This is a genomic window from Peribacillus sp. NPDC046944, from assembly GCF_050272735.1.
GTDB lineage: Bacteria > Bacillota > Bacilli > Bacillales > DSM-1321 > Peribacillus.
Map to the genome: position 1 here is coordinate 193,627 of NZ_JBNNML010000001.1, position 16,002 is coordinate 209,628.

Annotated in this window: 15 protein-coding genes; 7 read left to right on the plus strand and 8 right to left on the minus strand. The window is 41.4% G+C overall.

What is annotated here, in order from left to right; genetic code table 11:
• Nucleotides 1–142 precede the first annotated feature (142 nt).
• The 4 genes from ssuD to ACQKIC_RS01010 all read right to left on the minus strand — a co-directional run bounded on the left by ssuD (nt 143) and on the right by ACQKIC_RS01010 (nt 4,481).
• Nucleotides 143–1,270 (minus strand): FMNH2-dependent alkanesulfonate monooxygenase, encoded by a 1,128-nt coding sequence (gene ssuD, locus ACQKIC_RS00995; protein WP_427590747.1) that lies wholly within the window; start codon nt 1,268–1,270, stop codon nt 143–145.
• Between the two features lie 111 nt (nt 1,271–1,381).
• Nucleotides 1,382–2,569, minus strand: a complete 1,188-nt coding sequence (locus ACQKIC_RS01000; protein WP_427590748.1) for an acyl-CoA dehydrogenase family protein — start codon at nt 2,567–2,569, stop codon at nt 1,382–1,384.
• A 31-nt stretch (nt 2,570–2,600) separates the two neighbouring features.
• Nucleotides 2,601–2,951 carry a hypothetical protein gene (locus ACQKIC_RS01005; RefSeq protein ID WP_427590749.1) on the minus strand — a complete coding sequence of 117 codons (351 nt, stop codon included), beginning with the start codon at nt 2,949–2,951 and terminating at the stop codon, nt 2,601–2,603.
• An 87-nt stretch (nt 2,952–3,038) separates the two neighbouring features.
• Entirely contained in the window at nt 3,039–4,481 is a 1,443-nt protein-coding gene (locus ACQKIC_RS01010) for a 4-hydroxyphenylacetate 3-hydroxylase family protein (RefSeq protein ID WP_427590750.1), read from the minus strand.
• 524 nt (nt 4,482–5,005) lie between these two features.
• On the opposite strand from ACQKIC_RS01010, the gene ACQKIC_RS01015 reads away from it, so the two are divergent.
• The gene (locus ACQKIC_RS01015) at nt 5,006–5,617 is read left to right on the plus strand and encodes a TetR/AcrR family transcriptional regulator (protein ID WP_427590751.1); all 612 of its coding nucleotides are present in this window, start codon (nt 5,006–5,008) and stop codon (nt 5,615–5,617) included.
• A gap of 162 nt (nt 5,618–5,779) precedes the next feature.
• Here the strand turns inward: ACQKIC_RS01015 and ACQKIC_RS01020 are convergent, their stop codons facing one another.
• Both ACQKIC_RS01020 and ACQKIC_RS01025 read right to left on the minus strand, forming a co-directional pair.
• Complete coding sequence (locus ACQKIC_RS01020; protein WP_402873610.1) at nt 5,780–5,983, minus strand: zinc ribbon domain-containing protein; 204 nt, start codon at nt 5,981–5,983, stop codon at nt 5,780–5,782.
• A 28-nt stretch (nt 5,984–6,011) separates the two neighbouring features.
• Nucleotides 6,012–6,425, minus strand: coding sequence for a DUF2500 domain-containing protein (locus tag ACQKIC_RS01025; RefSeq protein ID WP_402873607.1), 414 nt, complete (start codon nt 6,423–6,425; stop codon nt 6,012–6,014).
• A gap of 229 nt (nt 6,426–6,654) precedes the next feature.
• Here ACQKIC_RS01025 and ACQKIC_RS01030 point away from each other — a divergent pair, with 229 nt between their 5' ends.
• Both ACQKIC_RS01030 and ACQKIC_RS01035 read left to right on the plus strand, forming a co-directional pair.
• On the plus strand, nt 6,655–6,918 hold the full coding sequence (locus ACQKIC_RS01030; protein ID WP_402873604.1) for a helix-turn-helix transcriptional regulator: 264 nt from the start codon (nt 6,655–6,657) through the stop codon (nt 6,916–6,918).
• Entirely contained in the window at nt 6,908–7,252 is a 345-nt protein-coding gene (locus ACQKIC_RS01035) for a DUF2178 domain-containing protein (RefSeq protein WP_402873601.1), read from the plus strand. The genes ACQKIC_RS01030 and ACQKIC_RS01035 overlap by 11 nt, the downstream gene beginning before the upstream one ends.
• Before the next feature lie 168 nt (nt 7,253–7,420).
• Here ACQKIC_RS01035 and ACQKIC_RS01040 read toward each other — a convergent pair whose 3' ends face one another.
• A complete protein-coding gene (locus ACQKIC_RS01040; RefSeq protein ID WP_427590753.1) occupies nt 7,421–8,146 on the minus strand; it encodes a ZIP family metal transporter in 726 nt (241 codons plus the stop codon).
• 201 nt (nt 8,147–8,347) lie between these two features.
• On the opposite strand from ACQKIC_RS01040, the gene ACQKIC_RS01045 reads away from it, so the two are divergent.
• Together ACQKIC_RS01045 and ACQKIC_RS01050 are read left to right on the plus strand one after the other, a co-directional pair.
• A complete protein-coding gene (locus tag ACQKIC_RS01045) occupies nt 8,348–8,743 on the plus strand; it encodes a BclA C-terminal domain-containing protein (RefSeq protein ID WP_427590981.1) in 396 nt (131 codons plus the stop codon).
• Between the two features lie 409 nt (nt 8,744–9,152).
• Complete coding sequence (locus ACQKIC_RS01050) at nt 9,153–13,478, plus strand: S8 family serine peptidase (protein WP_427590754.1); 4,326 nt, start codon at nt 9,153–9,155, stop codon at nt 13,476–13,478.
• A gap of 91 nt (nt 13,479–13,569) precedes the next feature.
• Here the strand turns inward: ACQKIC_RS01050 and ACQKIC_RS01055 are convergent, their stop codons facing one another.
• Nucleotides 13,570–13,803, minus strand: a complete 234-nt coding sequence (locus ACQKIC_RS01055; RefSeq protein WP_427668498.1) for a YkvA family protein — start codon at nt 13,801–13,803, stop codon at nt 13,570–13,572.
• A 457-nt stretch (nt 13,804–14,260) separates the two neighbouring features.
• On the opposite strand from ACQKIC_RS01055, the gene ACQKIC_RS01060 reads away from it, so the two are divergent.
• Nucleotides 14,261–15,016, plus strand: a complete 756-nt coding sequence (locus tag ACQKIC_RS01060; RefSeq protein ID WP_427590755.1) for an IclR family transcriptional regulator — start codon at nt 14,261–14,263, stop codon at nt 15,014–15,016.
• A 23-nt stretch (nt 15,017–15,039) separates the two neighbouring features.
• On the plus strand, nt 15,040–15,993 hold the full coding sequence (locus ACQKIC_RS01065; RefSeq protein ID WP_427590756.1) for a sugar kinase: 954 nt from the start codon (nt 15,040–15,042) through the stop codon (nt 15,991–15,993).
• The last annotated feature ends 9 nt before the right edge of the window (nt 15,994–16,002 follow it).

Here is a 16,002-nt window from a genome sequence, read left to right on the forward strand (position 1 = left end):
CCTATCAACATCCCAAAGGAAAGGAATCGATACGAGCCTCTGGTCGTCCAGTGGGCACTATTAAAAAGTGATGTAGTGTAAATGTTATGAACCTAGTAAGAACATCAAATGGAGATTCTTTCTTCCAAATGAAGAAGAATAGTTATTTAACAGCAGCCGGCTTGATGTCACCGCCGAATGGACTAAGGAATGTTTTTTGATTAGAAGTATCCTTCCTTTCAATTGGCAACCTAGGGAATAATAATTCCGATACGGTATAGGCTTCTTCTAAATGCGGGTAGCCTGATAAAATAAAGGTTTCGATGCCTAAATCAGCATATTCCTTCATACGCGCCGCTACCGTATCCGGATCTCCTACAAGAGCCGTGCCGGCACCTGTTCGCACTAATCCCACTCCTGCCCATAGATTAGGGCTTACTTCTAATCGGTCTCGGTCTCCTTCATGTAGGCTCGTCATCAAACGTTGACCTTCCGAATCCATCCGCTTAAATACTTTTTGTGCTTGTGCAATGGTTTCGTCATCCACGTGTTCAATGAGCTTATTCGCTGCTTCCCATGCTTCCTCTTCTGTTGGTCGAACAATCACATGAAGTCTTATTCCGAATTTCAATGTTCTTCCTTGCCTAGCTGCAAGTTCACGCATTTTATTGATTTTTTTCTCCACTTGAGCTGGTGGCTCTCCCCATGTTAAATAGACATCAACATGTTCTGCTGCCACGTCCATGGCAACGGGCGAAGATCCTCCAAAATAAAGGGGCGGATATGGTTTTTGCACCGTAGGGTATGGTAATTGTCCCCCTTCAATTCGTAAATGGTCACCTTTGAAGCCTACCTCTTCTTCTTCTGCAAGTAATTGTCGCCAAATTGTTAAAAACTCATCAGTTAGCTCATACCGTTCATCATGATCTAAAAAGACACCTTCTCCTGCCATTTCTACAGGATCGCCCCCCGCTACCACATTAATTAACAACCGACCATCAGAAAACCGATCTAATGTGGCAGACATACGTGCCGCAAAGCTTGGTGACATTAAACCTGGGCGTACAGCTACCAGGTATTTTAGATTTTTTGTTACAGGTACAAGTGTAGACGCCACAATGAATCCTTCTTCGCATGTTTTTCCTGTTGGAATTAACACCCCTGAATAGCCTAGATCATCAACCGCTTCTGCAATTTGCTTACAATAGTTATACGTGGCAGGACGAGCGCCTTCACTATTATTTAATTGACGAAAGTCACCGTTTGTAGGGATAAACCAAAAGATTTCCATTTATTAATCAACCTCTTTCTCTAAAATCAAGTTTTATTTAACTGGTTTTACTGTTTCTTCTTTTGGTAGACGCTTCAGTAAATTCTTTAAAAAGCAGTTGTTACGTACTATTTAAGAATAGGGGGTAATCTCAGGTACCTGACCATTTAAAGCCCAGTTTCCGAGATCCCGAACTTTGTATTCAATCGGATCATGCAAGGTGTGCGTCCTTACATTACGCCAAAATCGGTCAAATCCATACTGTGCTGAAGTGGCCCTTGCTCCCATAACCTCAAACATGCGACTTGTCACCTCTAATGCCGTTTTTGCAACGGAAGCTTTAGCTGTTGCAATCATGATCCCACACTCACCTCGCTCCTGTTCTGTTAGTGACCACTCGTTGTCCCACGCTTCTTGTAATGCCACTACCGCATTTTGAGCCAATGCTTCAGAAGCTTTTATCTGTATGAAGAAATCCCCATAGTGACGAATGGTATAGGGGTCAAGAGTTGCTTGCTCAACACCGGAAGTCAACCAAGGGCGAGAAACGCTTCTGGTGTACTTTTTGGCTTCTTCAAACGCTCCTTCCGTCACACCAAGGAGAACCTGAACTAAAATCGTCTGAGCGATATGTGTGCGTAAAGTGGGAAATAAGCCATCCTGATGTTGTTCGTAAAAACTCAGTACTTCTTCTTTTTCTAGCAGCACATCGTTGAACATCACGGTTCCGCTGTCTGTTTGGCGTTGACCGAAGCTATCCCAATCGCCCCCGACAACTATACCTGTTCGTTTAGTCGGAATAACAGCAATAACAGGTCGTTTATGTTCCGGGCTTTTGGCTGAGATAAGCAATCGGTCCGAGTCCGTGGCACCGGAACAGAAGGATTTCTTTCCATTCAATCGCAATGAATTCCCTTCTTGTCTTACTACTAACCCCTCGTCACGTGGATTAAAGGCATTGCCCCAGAACCAATTATGTTCGGCTGTTTCTCTATAAAGCTTTTCCTTCTGCTGTTCAGATCCGTATAAATGAACCGACGTCAGGCACAAAAAGTGGTAACCGAATAAATGAGCCATCGAGCCATCGACTTTAGCCAGTTCACGGGTTATTCGAAAAATGGTTTCCCAGTTCTCACCATGTCCCCCCAAATGCTCGGGAACGTTAAGAGAGAGTAATCCACTTTTGCGAAGTAAATCACGTTCCACTCTTGCCGTTCCACCTTGTTTATCTCGTTGTACGGCAGTTTTTGCGAATTCATTTGCTAATGATTGGGCGATTTCAAGATAATCCAGTTCTGTTCCTTTTTCAGCTATATTCATGAATGAGGATCCTCCTTCAAATGGACCGGGTTTAAATCATATATTTATGGGTTTCCGTTTCCTTCATAAATTCGTTGAGCTTTTTAGTTAATCCGCCATTCCCGAATCGGATATATTTATGGTGGCCATCTTTCGCATTCTCTTCTGATACAAAGTCCAAAAAGGCTAGAAGATAGATTCGACGGTGAATAATATTAACGATTCCATCATGGTGAAACCATTTATCTATCGTGTTATACACCCCTTTATTCACCCTATATTGCTGCTGACACAATAGAAAAAACTCGATATCCGGTAAGTTCAGATACTCGCTTTTTTCCAGATTTCTCTTTTGTATGGGATGTTCAGAAAGTTCGAATATGCTTAATTTCTCATCATTCATACTGAATGCTCCTTAATCATTGTTGGTTTAGAACGTTCACTAGCAAGACTATGATGGACGGGTTCAATCTCTTTAGCTTACTTCCCCCTACTTACTTGTTTCCCATAATAACCGCCAAATCGGCTCCGTGAAGGAAGCGTGGTCTGCTTCACTATACTGACTGGCAAAAGCACGAACGGGATCTCCCGCATAGAATCGTTCATACAGTTCATGCCGGGACCCTAAAGGACTCCCAATTAAATCCCAGGCCAGTTTAAATAACTGTACTTTTTTCTCCGCACTGACCGTCTTTCCTTCAAAGTAGTGTTGCATGTGGTTTGAAATCACTCCAAAGAAATCTTCGAACCTGGAGGGAACCTGAACAAATCCCCCACCGCCTATTTGTTGTAAAATCTCGATGGCCCTCGGGTAAAAACGGGTTCCGATGTTTCGAGCTGTATGGATATAGGATAGGTTTGGTACTAGCACTCCCGCCTCATCCGGCTTAGCTTGAACTTCTGAGGCAATCACGAGTGCTTTCATGGTATCAACCTGGGTAAGTAGCTCACCAAGTTTTTCCTGCACATGCAAATATTCATTCACACCTATTGCCTCCGCTACCGCAAAGGCCACCCCCGTCACGAATTCCAGCTTTGCCACGTACCGAACAATATTCTGATGAAAAGCAAGGGAATTAGCCGTTTCGTTGGCTCGAAGTGCTAATACATTCTCTGAATTGCCATGAAGCAAGACCCTTTCCCAAGGAATGAAGACATCATCGAAAAATAGAACGGAGTCCATTTCGTCATATCTAGCACTTAAAATATGGTCGCTTTTCCTCAGATCAGCAAAGGATTCGCGACAAACAATATGAAGACCCTTGGAGTTTGCTGGAACAATCAGAACATGTGCGTGTTTGGTCTGTTCCGGTTTGAATTTCAGAAAGGACGAGATGATAAAATCATGGGCATAGGGAGCACCCGTCGCAATCATTTTTGCACCGCGCACAATCATTCCATCACTTGTTTCTCTAACAATATGGAGAAACCTGTCTGCCACTCTGACATCCTCCAGACCACTCGAGCGATCAATTTGCGGATCGACAATGGCAGTTGTTAGGAACAAATCATGATCCCTTGCCTCTGAATAGTAAGCTGTGATCTTCGATTCGAAATGGGGATCAAGAACACCCAATTGCTTCCTGGCCGCATACCATCCCGTAATCATGGATCGTGCATAATCGGACAACCTGCTCATCATGCCATGAGTCTCTTTAGACCAATAATGAAAGGCCCGGCTACGCTTTTGTAAATCTTCTTGTGTATAGGGGACTAAAAATGAGCTATGTGCATATGACTCTCTACCAGGCAATTTAAAACCAACGTTCTCTCTCTCGTTGGGATCATCGAGCATATTAAAGAGATGTGTAATGGTTTCGAGCGTTCCTTTAAACGCGGGATGCCCGGCCAAATCGGTTAACTTTTCCCCTTCAAGTAATACGCTACGTTCATCATTTAAGCTTTGAATAAAGCGATCTCCTCTGCTCAGCACTTACGAACCTCTTTTCATCCAATTTCAATCAAACCGTAAGCATACAAAAAAACAGACACCTTTATTGTTTGCTTAAACATCAGGGGATTTAAGCTTACATAAAAGTCTCTGGTAGTCCAGTCGACATATAAAATTAGACAAGTTCTAACATACACCTATAAATCACATGAATAAAATCGGAATTTGATATTTATTATAGCAAGACTCCACTCCGTTGCAACAAACAATTAAGGTCTTTTTGACGTTTAGAAGACATTGAACAACGATATGTTCGATTAAGTAAAGTAAAACCACATTATGATTCATATTGTATTTTTCATGTTCCACCCATTCTGGTCCATGCTTAAAGATCAACCGAACGTACAGTTTGGACAAGCTCCAATCACAAATCTAACAATTCCTATTGATTATATATGAATTGATGGTCTATTATATTAATACAGCATTGATACGAATAAAAGCATAGAGGCGTCAACAAACCCATTATCACTTTACGTTCTACTTTCAATCTTTAGGAGGAAAAAATGGAAAGCCATCAACCGATTACAGATCGACGAATCATCCGGACTCGTGAAGTCATCTATGAAACTGTTATTTCTCTACTATCCGAAAAGGAATTTTCACGAATATCTGTCAAGGACATCACCAATCAAGCCAATATCAGCCGTTCTACGTTTTATGCACATTATCAAGACAAATATGATTGGTTAGATAAAACGGTCCAAGAAAAATTATCAGAATTAAAAGAATCCTTGATGAAGTCCATGCCGAACCATGGAAATGACCAGTCTAATCTTGAAATGGCTGATCCCTACTATGAGTCATTCTTTGAAAATATAGCTACAAACCAAAAGTTCTACCACACCATGTTCACTAAAATAAAATCCGAAGAATTTCTTCAAAACCTATATAAAGTGATTAGGGAGAACCTTTACCTTCGCATTTCAAGCATGAGTAAGGAACAAAGATTATTGGTCCCCTTAGATATATTGCTTGATTATAGTAGTTCATCCATCATAGGAATCACTAAGGTATGGGTGGAAAAAAACATGATTTACAGCCCTCATTACATGGCCTTACAATTAACTCGTTTAGCGATTGTCAGCCTTTATAGAGCAATGGGAAAAGTGAATTAAATACTTTCTTAAAATAATGACTATCGGATAGAAATCTTAACATACCAAACAAGTAGCCTTTTCAAAAGTCCCTTTTTCCAGTGAAAAAACGCAAAAGAAAAAAGGCAGAAATGTTGTGATCGACATTCCCGCCTTTTGGGGCAGCCCCTTCTCTTCCAAAGATCAACCAAAGAATAAATCGAGCAGGTTACTTCCTGTGGACGATTGCCTATTATAAAATTCCGAGTACCCGCACTTCTTGCAATACACAACCGTAAATTGATTATTTTGGACATCGAACATCTTCGACAATCCTGTTCCCGTCATTGCCACGTCCTTCTTAGCCGCATCATCACTACCGCATTTTATACATCCTTTTTCACTCATGATTCCTCATCTCCCAATCCAATTTCATTCAATGTAAGTTTTCTTCCGTCTGCTTTTTCCTAGAAAAATCTATAAATCTTGTTCCCTGGAAGGTTAACGTGCCGATATCTCCTTCAGCAAGCAAACCAAACTCCTTGCCTGAAATACGAAATTCCGTTCGATCACCACTGTCAAATTCACATGTTATAAAGTAGGTCGTAGAGGAAGAATGCGAATGGACATCGTTATCATGGAAATGATTATGCCTTGTGACATTCGTCCGTTTACTTATGACATGTGCCGGAACAGATAAACGAGGCGACTCTTCGTTTTCCTTCCACTGGCTAAGGCCATTGAATACATTCACTATGAATAGTATGAGAATGATAACAAAAATAATTCCTATAAATACTGGTGCCGCTGTGAAAAGTCCATCCCCTCCACCAACATCCACATCGTACATATGATATCCTCCTTGTTTTGATAATAAGCTATACGGATAATCTGAAAGAAAGTTTCAACAAACATCCAATAAATGTATTTTTTGACACTCAAATAACATGATAGTTTCCATTGAAAAACGCTTGGGGTCCCCAAGCGTTTTTACTTTTTATATCTCAAATTGCATAATAATATTTATCTTTTATATAAGTTTACTTTACTTTTCTATAAGTATAATGTACTGTAAGATTATGGTAAAAAGGAAGGTGACGACTTTGAAGAAAGCAGTTGAGGATTATGTTGAAAATAAAGTATATGAACACCGGGTTTTAAAAAGATTGTCTCAAAAAGAATTGGCTGCCGCTGTGGGAGTATCCAAACAAACCATTTATGTGATGGAAAAGAATAATTACTCACCTTCTCTTGTTTTAGCTTTTCGAATAGCTGATTTCTTTAACGTAGAGGTAAACGATATCTTTATTTATGTGAAAGGGAGTGAACAAAATGAAAATTGAAGAACTATCAAATTCAGTCTTTTATCCTTTAAAAACCTGGACAGATGAATCAACTGGCAATTGGAATATGCTTATTGGTATCAGCTTTGTATTGCTTATAGTCGGAGTGATCCTCATCTATGTATTCTATAAAAAAATGGGTGCGGCTGACGAAAGGACCATTCAAATATCTTTAAAAGGCGCCCTCATTATGCTATATGGAATCATTTTATGCGACATCATCTTCCCGAAAGAATATATGTGGCAAATTTTCTTCTTATTTAAATATTCTCTTGCTTTCATAGCTTCCGGAATATATCTAGCTTTTCGATATAAAAAGGACTTTTTAAACTAATATTGTTCTAGATGGACTTGAACATAAATAAGAGAACGTACAACAGTGACGTTTCTTCCATAACAAAACAGCCACTTCCTTTCTGGAGGTGGCTGTTTTAAATGAGTTGATGACAACTAAAATAGTACGGATACGCTTATCCATTTTATTAAACGCATTCTATTACACTCACATCGAATCCAGAACCAGTGAAACGAGCAGCCCCGCTGAAGCGAAGATTCCAGTGATTGGACCTGAGTCTTCATACGCTTCAGGCATCATGGTGGACGCAACCATGGCAATGATTCCTCCACCTGCAAAGGCTGCCATTCCTGCCATCATCGCTTCCGATGCTTGATCGAGGAAGAGATAGCCCCCCAGTGACGACATGGCCGAAATCATCAATACGGAAAACCAGAGAGCCATGATTTTCTTCTTCGAATAGTGACTATTCACTAACCCCGTCGTACTGGAAAGTCCTTCCGGAATGTTGCTGATAAAAATGGCGATGACAAGCAACCAACTGACCGCCCCGCCGCTGATCAAGCTGGCGCCGATCATGATCGACTCCGGTATCGCATCCATCACGGTCCCAATAAAGATTGCCAGCCCCGCTTCCTTCGAATAAGCATGATTGGAGCGTTTCCTTTTAGATGCCCCCTTTTTGGAAACAAGAAAATCCAAACCGGTAAACACTGCTGCACCCGCTATGAAACCTATAGACGTCGCCATGATTCCCCCATCCCGAACGGAATCGCCTAAAAGCTCATAGGCGGCTGCCCCGATCAAGACACCCGTCCCAAATGCCATGATGTAACCGATCGCTTTCTTTTTAATTGGAATAAATAAAGCCATAAGCGCCCCGAGCAAAACGGCCGAACCTGAAACTCCACCCCATAAGACTGCGTTCCACATGGATCTTCCTCTTTTCTTTTTATAAATTAGTACCCAAGATGGCCCTGTGCCAAACGAACAGGAAATTTAGAAGTTTAAGGGTCACTTATAAAAAAATGCATATTTCATGTCATGTACCCATCCCAATAACTTTGTAGGACCAATGGGTGCTACTGAACCTACTGGAATCACTGTGGTACTGGTTTAGCAGAGTTCGGATTTATTTACAACACAGCAGCTCAAACAGTGGCTGCTGGAACGGATGTTACTTTTGATACAAATGGAACAATTACACCGGGTATTACGCATACAGCAGGTTCACCCGATATAACCGTTACCACACCAGGAACCTACGAAGTTACTTTCTCGGTATCGACTTTAGAACCTAACCAATTTGGTTTATTAGTAAATGACACATTGGTTCCAGGTTCCGTTTATGGATCCGGTTCAGGTAGCCAGGAAATTACCGGCCAGGCTCTGGTCACCTTAGCTGATGGGGATGTTCTCACCCTACGAAACGTCACAAATTCGTCTATCACTCTTCCGACTGGAACAGGGGGCGCAGCAGGTAACACGAACGCTTCTATTATTCTTAAAAAGTTGGATGCAACTGCTTAATACTCTATATAAACTCCCCATTGTTTATGATGGGGAGTTTTTCCTTGAAACCCTTCTCTCCACCTGCACTAAACAGTATTTTTTTACCATTTTTCAATATCCCATACAAGCAAAGTTCTTTAGACACTCGTAAATTAGCATGTTTTTTCTATAATTTACCACCATTACGTGAAAAGGAGAAGGTATTAATCCTTATTTTTCCAGAATCGGTGTTCCTACAAACTATTCATTTTGGCTGATTCGAGTTTATCGCCCTATAATCCGACATTTTTCTCATTCATCTGTTTGCTATCATTATGGGAACATCTGTGTTCTACATACTGGCCAACTAAAAAGAATGGAGGTGTAATGTACCTGTTAGATTGGCCAAAGGTGCTGCTCTTTGAAAATAGAATAAGGGGGAATTAACTTGCGAAAGAAACGAAGGACGAAGTGGTTAGCGATAGCATTTGTCATCATGCTTATTGGATCACTGATCATTCCAACGAACTCCATCGCTGCATCTACAAACAAACTCCACACCTCTGCTAAAGATGAGTTAGCGGGAAAGAATCAAAAGAAAGTGGCCTCTAAGGTCCTTAAACAGTTTGAAAAAGATGAAAAGGTAACCTTTCTCGTTAAACTCAAAAAACAAGTAGACACCAAGGACGTATCCTCAAAAGCTGCCAAAACAGCAAAATCTCAAAAACTATCTGCAAATAATGCAAAGTTACTTAAACGTTCGAGTGTTGTCTCGGAGCTTCGTGCTACTGCTCTTGAAACACAAGTCGATATCAAGAACTACTTAGAAAAGCAAGAAAAAGCCGGCAATGCAAAAGATATTCAATCTTTTTATATCGTTAACGCGATTGCCGTAACAGCCACGAAGGAAGTAATGGAGCAAATCGCCATTCTTCCGGAAGTAGATAAAATCATGCCGAATGAAACAAGACAGCTTATTAAACCGGCAAGCAAGACCGTCGCTTCTAAAGCTGTTACAATCCCAAAATCAAGTAAAACCAAAGCAGACACATCTTCCATTGAGTGGAATATCGAAAAAATCGGGGCTCCGGCTGTATGGGATATGGGCATTGATGGAGCAGGAACCGTTATTGCTTCTATCGATACAGGCGTCCAATGGAACCATCCGTCATTAAAAACCAAGTACCGCGGATATAACCCTGCGAACCCGGATGTCGCAAACAATGAATACAACTGGTTTGATGCGGTGAGCGGACAAGCTTCTCCATATGATGACTTAGATCATGGAACTCACACAATCGGTACAATGGTAGGTTCTGAACCAAATGGTGCCAATCAAATCGGTGTGGCTCCAGGCGCTAAATTCATCGCAGTTAAGGCGTTTTCTGCAAATGGAGGTTCAGATATTGATTTATTGGAAGCCGGTGAATGGATAATTGCCCCAAAAGATGCGGCAGGTAATCCACATCCTGAGAAAGCACCGGATGTTGTCAATAACTCTTGGGGAGGCGGAGCTGGTCTTGACGAGTGGTACCGTCCAATGGTACAAGCTTGGAAAGCAGCTGAAATCTTCCCTGAATTTTCTGCTGGAAATACGACATTAACGAATCCCGGCGGAGCTGGTTCAGTAGCTAACCCAGCCAACTACCCAGAGTCTTTTGCCACTGGTGCAACAGACATTAACAACGTAGTCGGAAGTTTCTCTTTACGGGGTCCATCTCCATACGGGGAAATCAAACCGGATATTTCGGCACCTGGCGTTAACATCCGTTCTGCTGTTCCTGGTGGAGGCTATGAAGGCGGATGGAATGGAACATCGATGGCTGGCCCTCATGTCACAGCAGTCGCTGCTCTATTAAGACAGGTAAATGCCAGCTTAACTGTTGACCAACTTGAGGAAATTTTACTGACAACGGCGACTCCTTTGACAGACAGCAATTACCCGACAACGCCTAATCATGCATATGGTTATGGCCTAGTAAACGCGTTTGACGCGGTCTCTTCCGTTGTAAGCGGACTGGGTAAAATCGAAGGTCAAGTAACCAAGTCTGGTGATGACACAGAAGCAGCAGTCATTTCCCATGAAGTACCAGAAAATTCGTATAAAAAAATGAACCTAAAGCTTCAAGCTGAAGTATCAGATAATGTAAGTGTCACTGCCGTTAAACTCAGCTACAAAAAAGCGGACGGAAGCTGGGCTGAAGTCAAGGCAGAGAGAAAGAATGGTGATTATAAGTCTGGAACGTACGAAGCCACGATTCCAGGTTCTGATCTGACTGGAAATACAGTCACTTATAAATGGATTGCAACCGATTTTGGTGGATCCGTCACTACTTCCGATGCTTATTCCACTGAGCTATTGCCTGGAATCAGCGTGGGCTATACAGAGGATTTTGAAGAAAATCCAACTGGATGGAATTCTTATGGCACAAACAATAACTGGGAATGGGGCATTCCGACAAGCGGACCTGGATCAGCAGCATCCGGTCAGAAGGTCTATGCTACAAACCTGGCTGGAAACTATGCAAATAGCGCCAATATGAGCCTAGCCATGCCTCCGGTCGATGTACCAGAAGGCACAAGCTATTTACAATTCAAGCACTGGTATGAACTGGAAAGGAACTATGATTTCGGTCATGTCTTCATTTCCACAGACGAAACAAACTGGGTCCAAGCTGCCCGTTTCAATGATAAGTCAAATACTTGGATCGATGGTGAAGTAAACCTAAGCGAATATGCTGGAGAACGGATCTACATCGCCTTTAATGTCACATCAGATAGTTCCGTCCAAAAACCGGGCTGGTATATCGATGATGTTAAATTGGCCAATACTTCGATTCTACCAACGACAAAAGCAAAAGCAGGATTAGGCGTCAATAAGTCTGATTCTTCGGTATCGGCTAAACCGCAAGTCAATCCTGATAAAATCAAGCCAGTTATGGAAAAAGAACAAAAAGAACCTGAAAAAGAACAACCGGCACCAGTGCTTCTTCCATTACAAGCACAGGTAAGTGTTTTAGAAACAGGACGTTCAGTATATACAAACCCACAAGATGGTTCATACCAACTTACACATGCAACAGGCTCGTATACGATGCAAGCAGAAACATATGGGTATCGTTCACAAACAGCGCCAGTCAACATCGAACAAGATGCAACATCAACAGCTAACTTTACTCTTCAAGAAATCCCTAAAGGAACAATCAATGGTACCATCACCAACAAGGTTACTGGTGAACCCGTCTCTGGTGCTACCGTTTACCTTCTAGAGGATGCGGCTATCCAACCAGTAACGACAAATGCAGACGGTGAGTACTCACTAACTGCTTATGAAGGAAATTACACGTTAAAAGTCATGGCTCCTTCTTATTACGGCAATGAAGCATCCGTGACGATTTCTGAAGAAACTAGCACGAAAAATATCGAACTAAAACCGTTCATCGGGTACCCAGATGAAATCAAGTATGATGATGGAACAGCTGAAAACGCTCGTGCCTATAATGCGGCAGGCAACAGCTGGGCTGTAAAAATGTCCTTGGCTTCAGGGAATAAAACGGCCAATGTAACCGGCGCTCTTTTACGCTTCTGGGATACAACATGGCCTACCCCAGGTGGGACTGAGTTCCAAGTTTCCGTATATGATGCTTCAGGAACAGACGGATCACCTGGCAAGAAAATCGCAGGTCCTTTCACCGAAACAGCCTTACGTAACGGTCAATGGACACATGTTGATCTTAGCGAACATGGAATCATGGTTGAAGGCGATTTCTTTATGGTTTATACCCAAACAAAAGCCAATCCGAATGCACCAGGTCTAGCTACAGATGAAGATGGACCGAATGCAGGACGAAGCTGGCAGGGTGTAAGCGGTGCTTGGTCACCAGCCCCAACTGAAGAAGGAAATTACATGATTCGGGCAACGGTCGATTACGAAGTAAAAGAACCTGTCATCACCTCTCCTAAAGACGGTTCTTATTCGAATCAAAAAGAAGTAACTGTTGAAGGTACATCCGCACCGACAACGAAAGTGGATATTTTCAACAAAGGGGAAAAAGTAGCAACGACAGATTCTACGAATGAAGGAACCTTCTCCGTTCCTGTCACATTAAACAACGGGGAAAATACGTTGACTGCAAAAGCACGGACTAGCCAAGGCACAACTGAGGCATCCGCTCCTGTAACGGTGATATTGGATACGAAAAAGCCAACACTCGCCATTACTTCACCAACTGATGGCAGCAAAGTAAACCGCGAAACGGTAACCGTGAAGGGTACCATCTCGGATGAAAACCTGGATTCAGTTAAAGTGAACGGGAAGAAAGCCGATGTGAAAGATAACACCTTCTCTTATCGCCTTCTACTTGATGAAGGAATCAATAAAATCAAGGTAGTCGCTCTTGATAAGGCAGGCAATTCAGTCACGAAAACCATTTCCATCGATGTGAAATTCACAGCTCCAGAAATCTCTGGTTTAGTGCCAAATCAGGATAAGGTCTTAAAAAATGGGGAATCCGTCAAAATCGAATTTGACAGTGAACCAGGCTTATCCGCAGACTTCTCCATCTTGATGCCTTTGACAAATGCAGGAGGCGTTGCCAATGCAACGGAATTACCAATGAAAGAAACATCATCAGGACATTATGTCGGCTATTACACTGCCACAACGAATGTAAAAGCACCAGGTGCCGTCGTTGAGGTTAAAGCCGAAGATAGCTATGGTAATGTTACAACACAAAGAGCAACAGGTAAGCTTTGGATTAACGCTCAAAAGTAAAAGGAAAAAGCCATGCCTTCTAGCCTAACCGGCTAGGAGCATGGCTTTTTTTTTATGAAAACGATTAAGTAACTGTTTACCTATTAATCTACTAACCTTTTATGACGTCAGGACGAGATTTCTTGGTAAACAAATCTGTGTATAAACACTTGCCTAGGTAGAGCAGTACAGCTGCGTCATCAACCTGTCCGAAACCTACTATAAAATCCGGAATGAGATCCGTCGGTACAATCACATATAAGATGGAAGCTACTAGAGCTACCTTTGTTTTCTTCGTTAATCTATTAAACACGGGCTGGTCAATCTCCTTTAAGACGAGTTTCATTCAGTATAGCGCACAATTCACGTAAAATCGATTCTTAAACAGAGCTGAAATCGGTATAATTCAACCACGGATACGATTAATTCGACCATACAAGCTGATAATTCAACCATCAACGCTAATAATTCGACCGTCAGTCTAAAGAAGCCTTAAAGAAAGGGGCTGTCTAATAAGTTCTTATTCCAGTGAATTTCGCAAAAATAAAGAGGCAGAAATGTTGTTAAATCAACGTTTCTGCCTTTTACTATTTATTCAATTTCGGTGTAATTACACCTTTTGGGACAGCCCCTCAGTTTGTTTACAAAAGGGTTCTGAATATTTTAATTCTATAATTATTTAATTTAATTTTTTGAAAAATTAGATTTAAATCTTGATATTTAATATCCCTATGTTAATATTAAATCATCAAATCATATATGGGATTTTATATCATATATGTGATTTAAAAGGGAGTAAACAAATGTCCGTTAAATCTGCAGAAAGAGTTTTAAGAGTATTTGAATTATTAAGCCAGGAACAGCATGGTTTAACCATCAAGGAAATTAGTGAGTCTTTGTCTTTTCCACAAAGCAGTACTTCTGGTCTTATTAGAACGTTGTTAAATGAGGGGTACCTCTCTCTCGATTCCTATAATAAATATAAGTTAGGACCAAAGCTGATTCAAATTGGCAGCGCTGCTATGGATTCATTGGATATTTCCTCTCAAGGCTTGCCTTACTTAAAAAAATTGATGGAGGATGTTCAAGAAACGGTATTCATGGCGGTGTTATCAGAGAATGAACTGGTATATGTTGCGAAAATTGACAACAACCGTTCTATTCGTACTACCGCACAGCCTGGAAGTCAAAAACCATTATATTGCACAGGTCTCGGAAAGGCTTTTTTGGCCTTTTTACCTCATCAACAAAGGACTACTATCTTAGATAGTCTTGAATTACGCCCTATCACCGAGCACACCATCACAGACAAAAAGCTACTGGAACAGCAGCTAACATTGTTCAATGAGCTTGGTTATTCGATAGATGATGAAGAAAATGAAGATGGTTTATTCTGTCTGGCTGCTCCGATTTATGGAACCAACCATACTATTCAAGCAGCCATCAGTGTGGCGGGTCCAAAAGAAAGGATGATTAAGCAAAAGGACTTTATCGTAGGAAAATTGATTACCACCGCAAAAGACGTTGCAACCAGTATTGGAAATGCAGAGAATAGTTAGTTTTAATGAAACGAGGTGTTCATATGGATGTTGTAAGTTTAGGGGAAACGATGATCCTATTTTCTGCTGAAGAAACAGGTCAATTACGCTACAACCGGAACTTCACTTCGAGAGTTGCCGGTGCTGAAACAAATACACTTATTGGATTAGCGAAACTTGGCTATCAAACAGGCTGGATAAGCAGAGTAGGCAAGGATGAACTTGGAAAACGTATCCTTTCGAGTATACGGGGGGAAGGCGTAGACACTTCTTTTGTAAAAGAAGATGAAAGCGCACCTACGGGTTTGTTTTTAAGAGAAAGAACAACTATCAATAGTTCAAGAGTCTTCTATTACCGAGATCAATCTGCTGCCAGTAAAATGGTCCCTGCAGATATAGAAGAAAGCTATATAGCCAAAGCAAAGTTCCTATATATTACTGGAATCACTCCCGCACTTAGTGATTCTTGTAAAAATACCGTTTTACATGCAATAGAGCTTGCCAAGAAAAATGGTCAAAAAATCGTATTTGACCCCAATGTACGCAAGTCGCTTCTTGATGATAAAACAGGTAGAGAAACAATATTGGAAATAGCAGCAAAGTCCGATATCATTCTTCCAGGAATCTCGGAAGGATACTACTTATTCAAGTCAACAGATTGTGAACAGATAGCGAGAGAATGTAAACAATTAGGTGCTGAAATGGTAATCGTGAAGCTAGGAGAAAAAGGGGCCTACTATTCTACTTCTGATACTTCTGATTATGTTCAACCCTATAAGGTCGAAACGGTAATTGATCCTATTGGTGCTGGGGATGGATTCGCTGCTGGCGTATTATCCGGGATATTGGATGGATTGCCTATTCATGAAGCAGTAAAGCGTGGTTGTGCGATAGGATCAATAGTTGCAACTGTAAATGGTGATATTGAAGGGCTTCCAGATAAAGAAACACTTGAAGTATATATGAACCAAACCAATATAGAGGATGTAATCCGTTAAAAAGGAGTG

Bases quoted from the DNA above. Each gene is read 5' to 3' on its own strand.
- ACQKIC_RS01015 (WP_427590751.1), top strand. From the start codon at position 5,006: ATGGAAAGCCATCAACCGATTACAGATCGACGAATCATCCGGACTCGT.
- ACQKIC_RS01025 (WP_402873607.1), bottom strand. From the start codon at position 6,425: ATGTACGATGTGGATGTTGGTGGAGGGGATGGACTTTTCACAGCGGCA.
- ACQKIC_RS01000 (WP_427590748.1), bottom strand. From the start codon at position 2,569: ATGAATATAGCTGAAAAAGGAACAGAACTGGATTATCTTGAAATCGCC.
- ACQKIC_RS01020 (WP_402873610.1), bottom strand. From the start codon at position 5,983: ATGAGTGAAAAAGGATGTATAAAATGCGGTAGTGATGATGCGGCTAAG.
- ACQKIC_RS01060 (WP_427590755.1), top strand. From the start codon at position 14,261: ATGTCCGTTAAATCTGCAGAAAGAGTTTTAAGAGTATTTGAATTATTA.
- ACQKIC_RS01055 (WP_427668498.1), bottom strand. From the start codon at position 13,803: ATGAAACTCGTCTTAAAGGAGATTGACCAGCCCGTGTTTAATAGATTA.
- ssuD (WP_427590747.1), bottom strand. From the start codon at position 1,270: ATGGAAATCTTTTGGTTTATCCCTACAAACGGTGACTTTCGTCAATTA.
- ACQKIC_RS01005 (WP_427590749.1), bottom strand. From the start codon at position 2,951: ATGAATGATGAGAAATTAAGCATATTCGAACTTTCTGAACATCCCATA.
- ACQKIC_RS01030 (WP_402873604.1), top strand. From the start codon at position 6,655: ATGGTAAAAAGGAAGGTGACGACTTTGAAGAAAGCAGTTGAGGATTAT.
- ACQKIC_RS01040 (WP_427590753.1), bottom strand. From the start codon at position 8,146: ATGTGGAACGCAGTCTTATGGGGTGGAGTTTCAGGTTCGGCCGTTTTG.
- ACQKIC_RS01065 (WP_427590756.1), top strand. From the start codon at position 15,040: ATGGATGTTGTAAGTTTAGGGGAAACGATGATCCTATTTTCTGCTGAA.
- ACQKIC_RS01035 (WP_402873601.1), top strand. From the start codon at position 6,908: ATGAAAATTGAAGAACTATCAAATTCAGTCTTTTATCCTTTAAAAACC.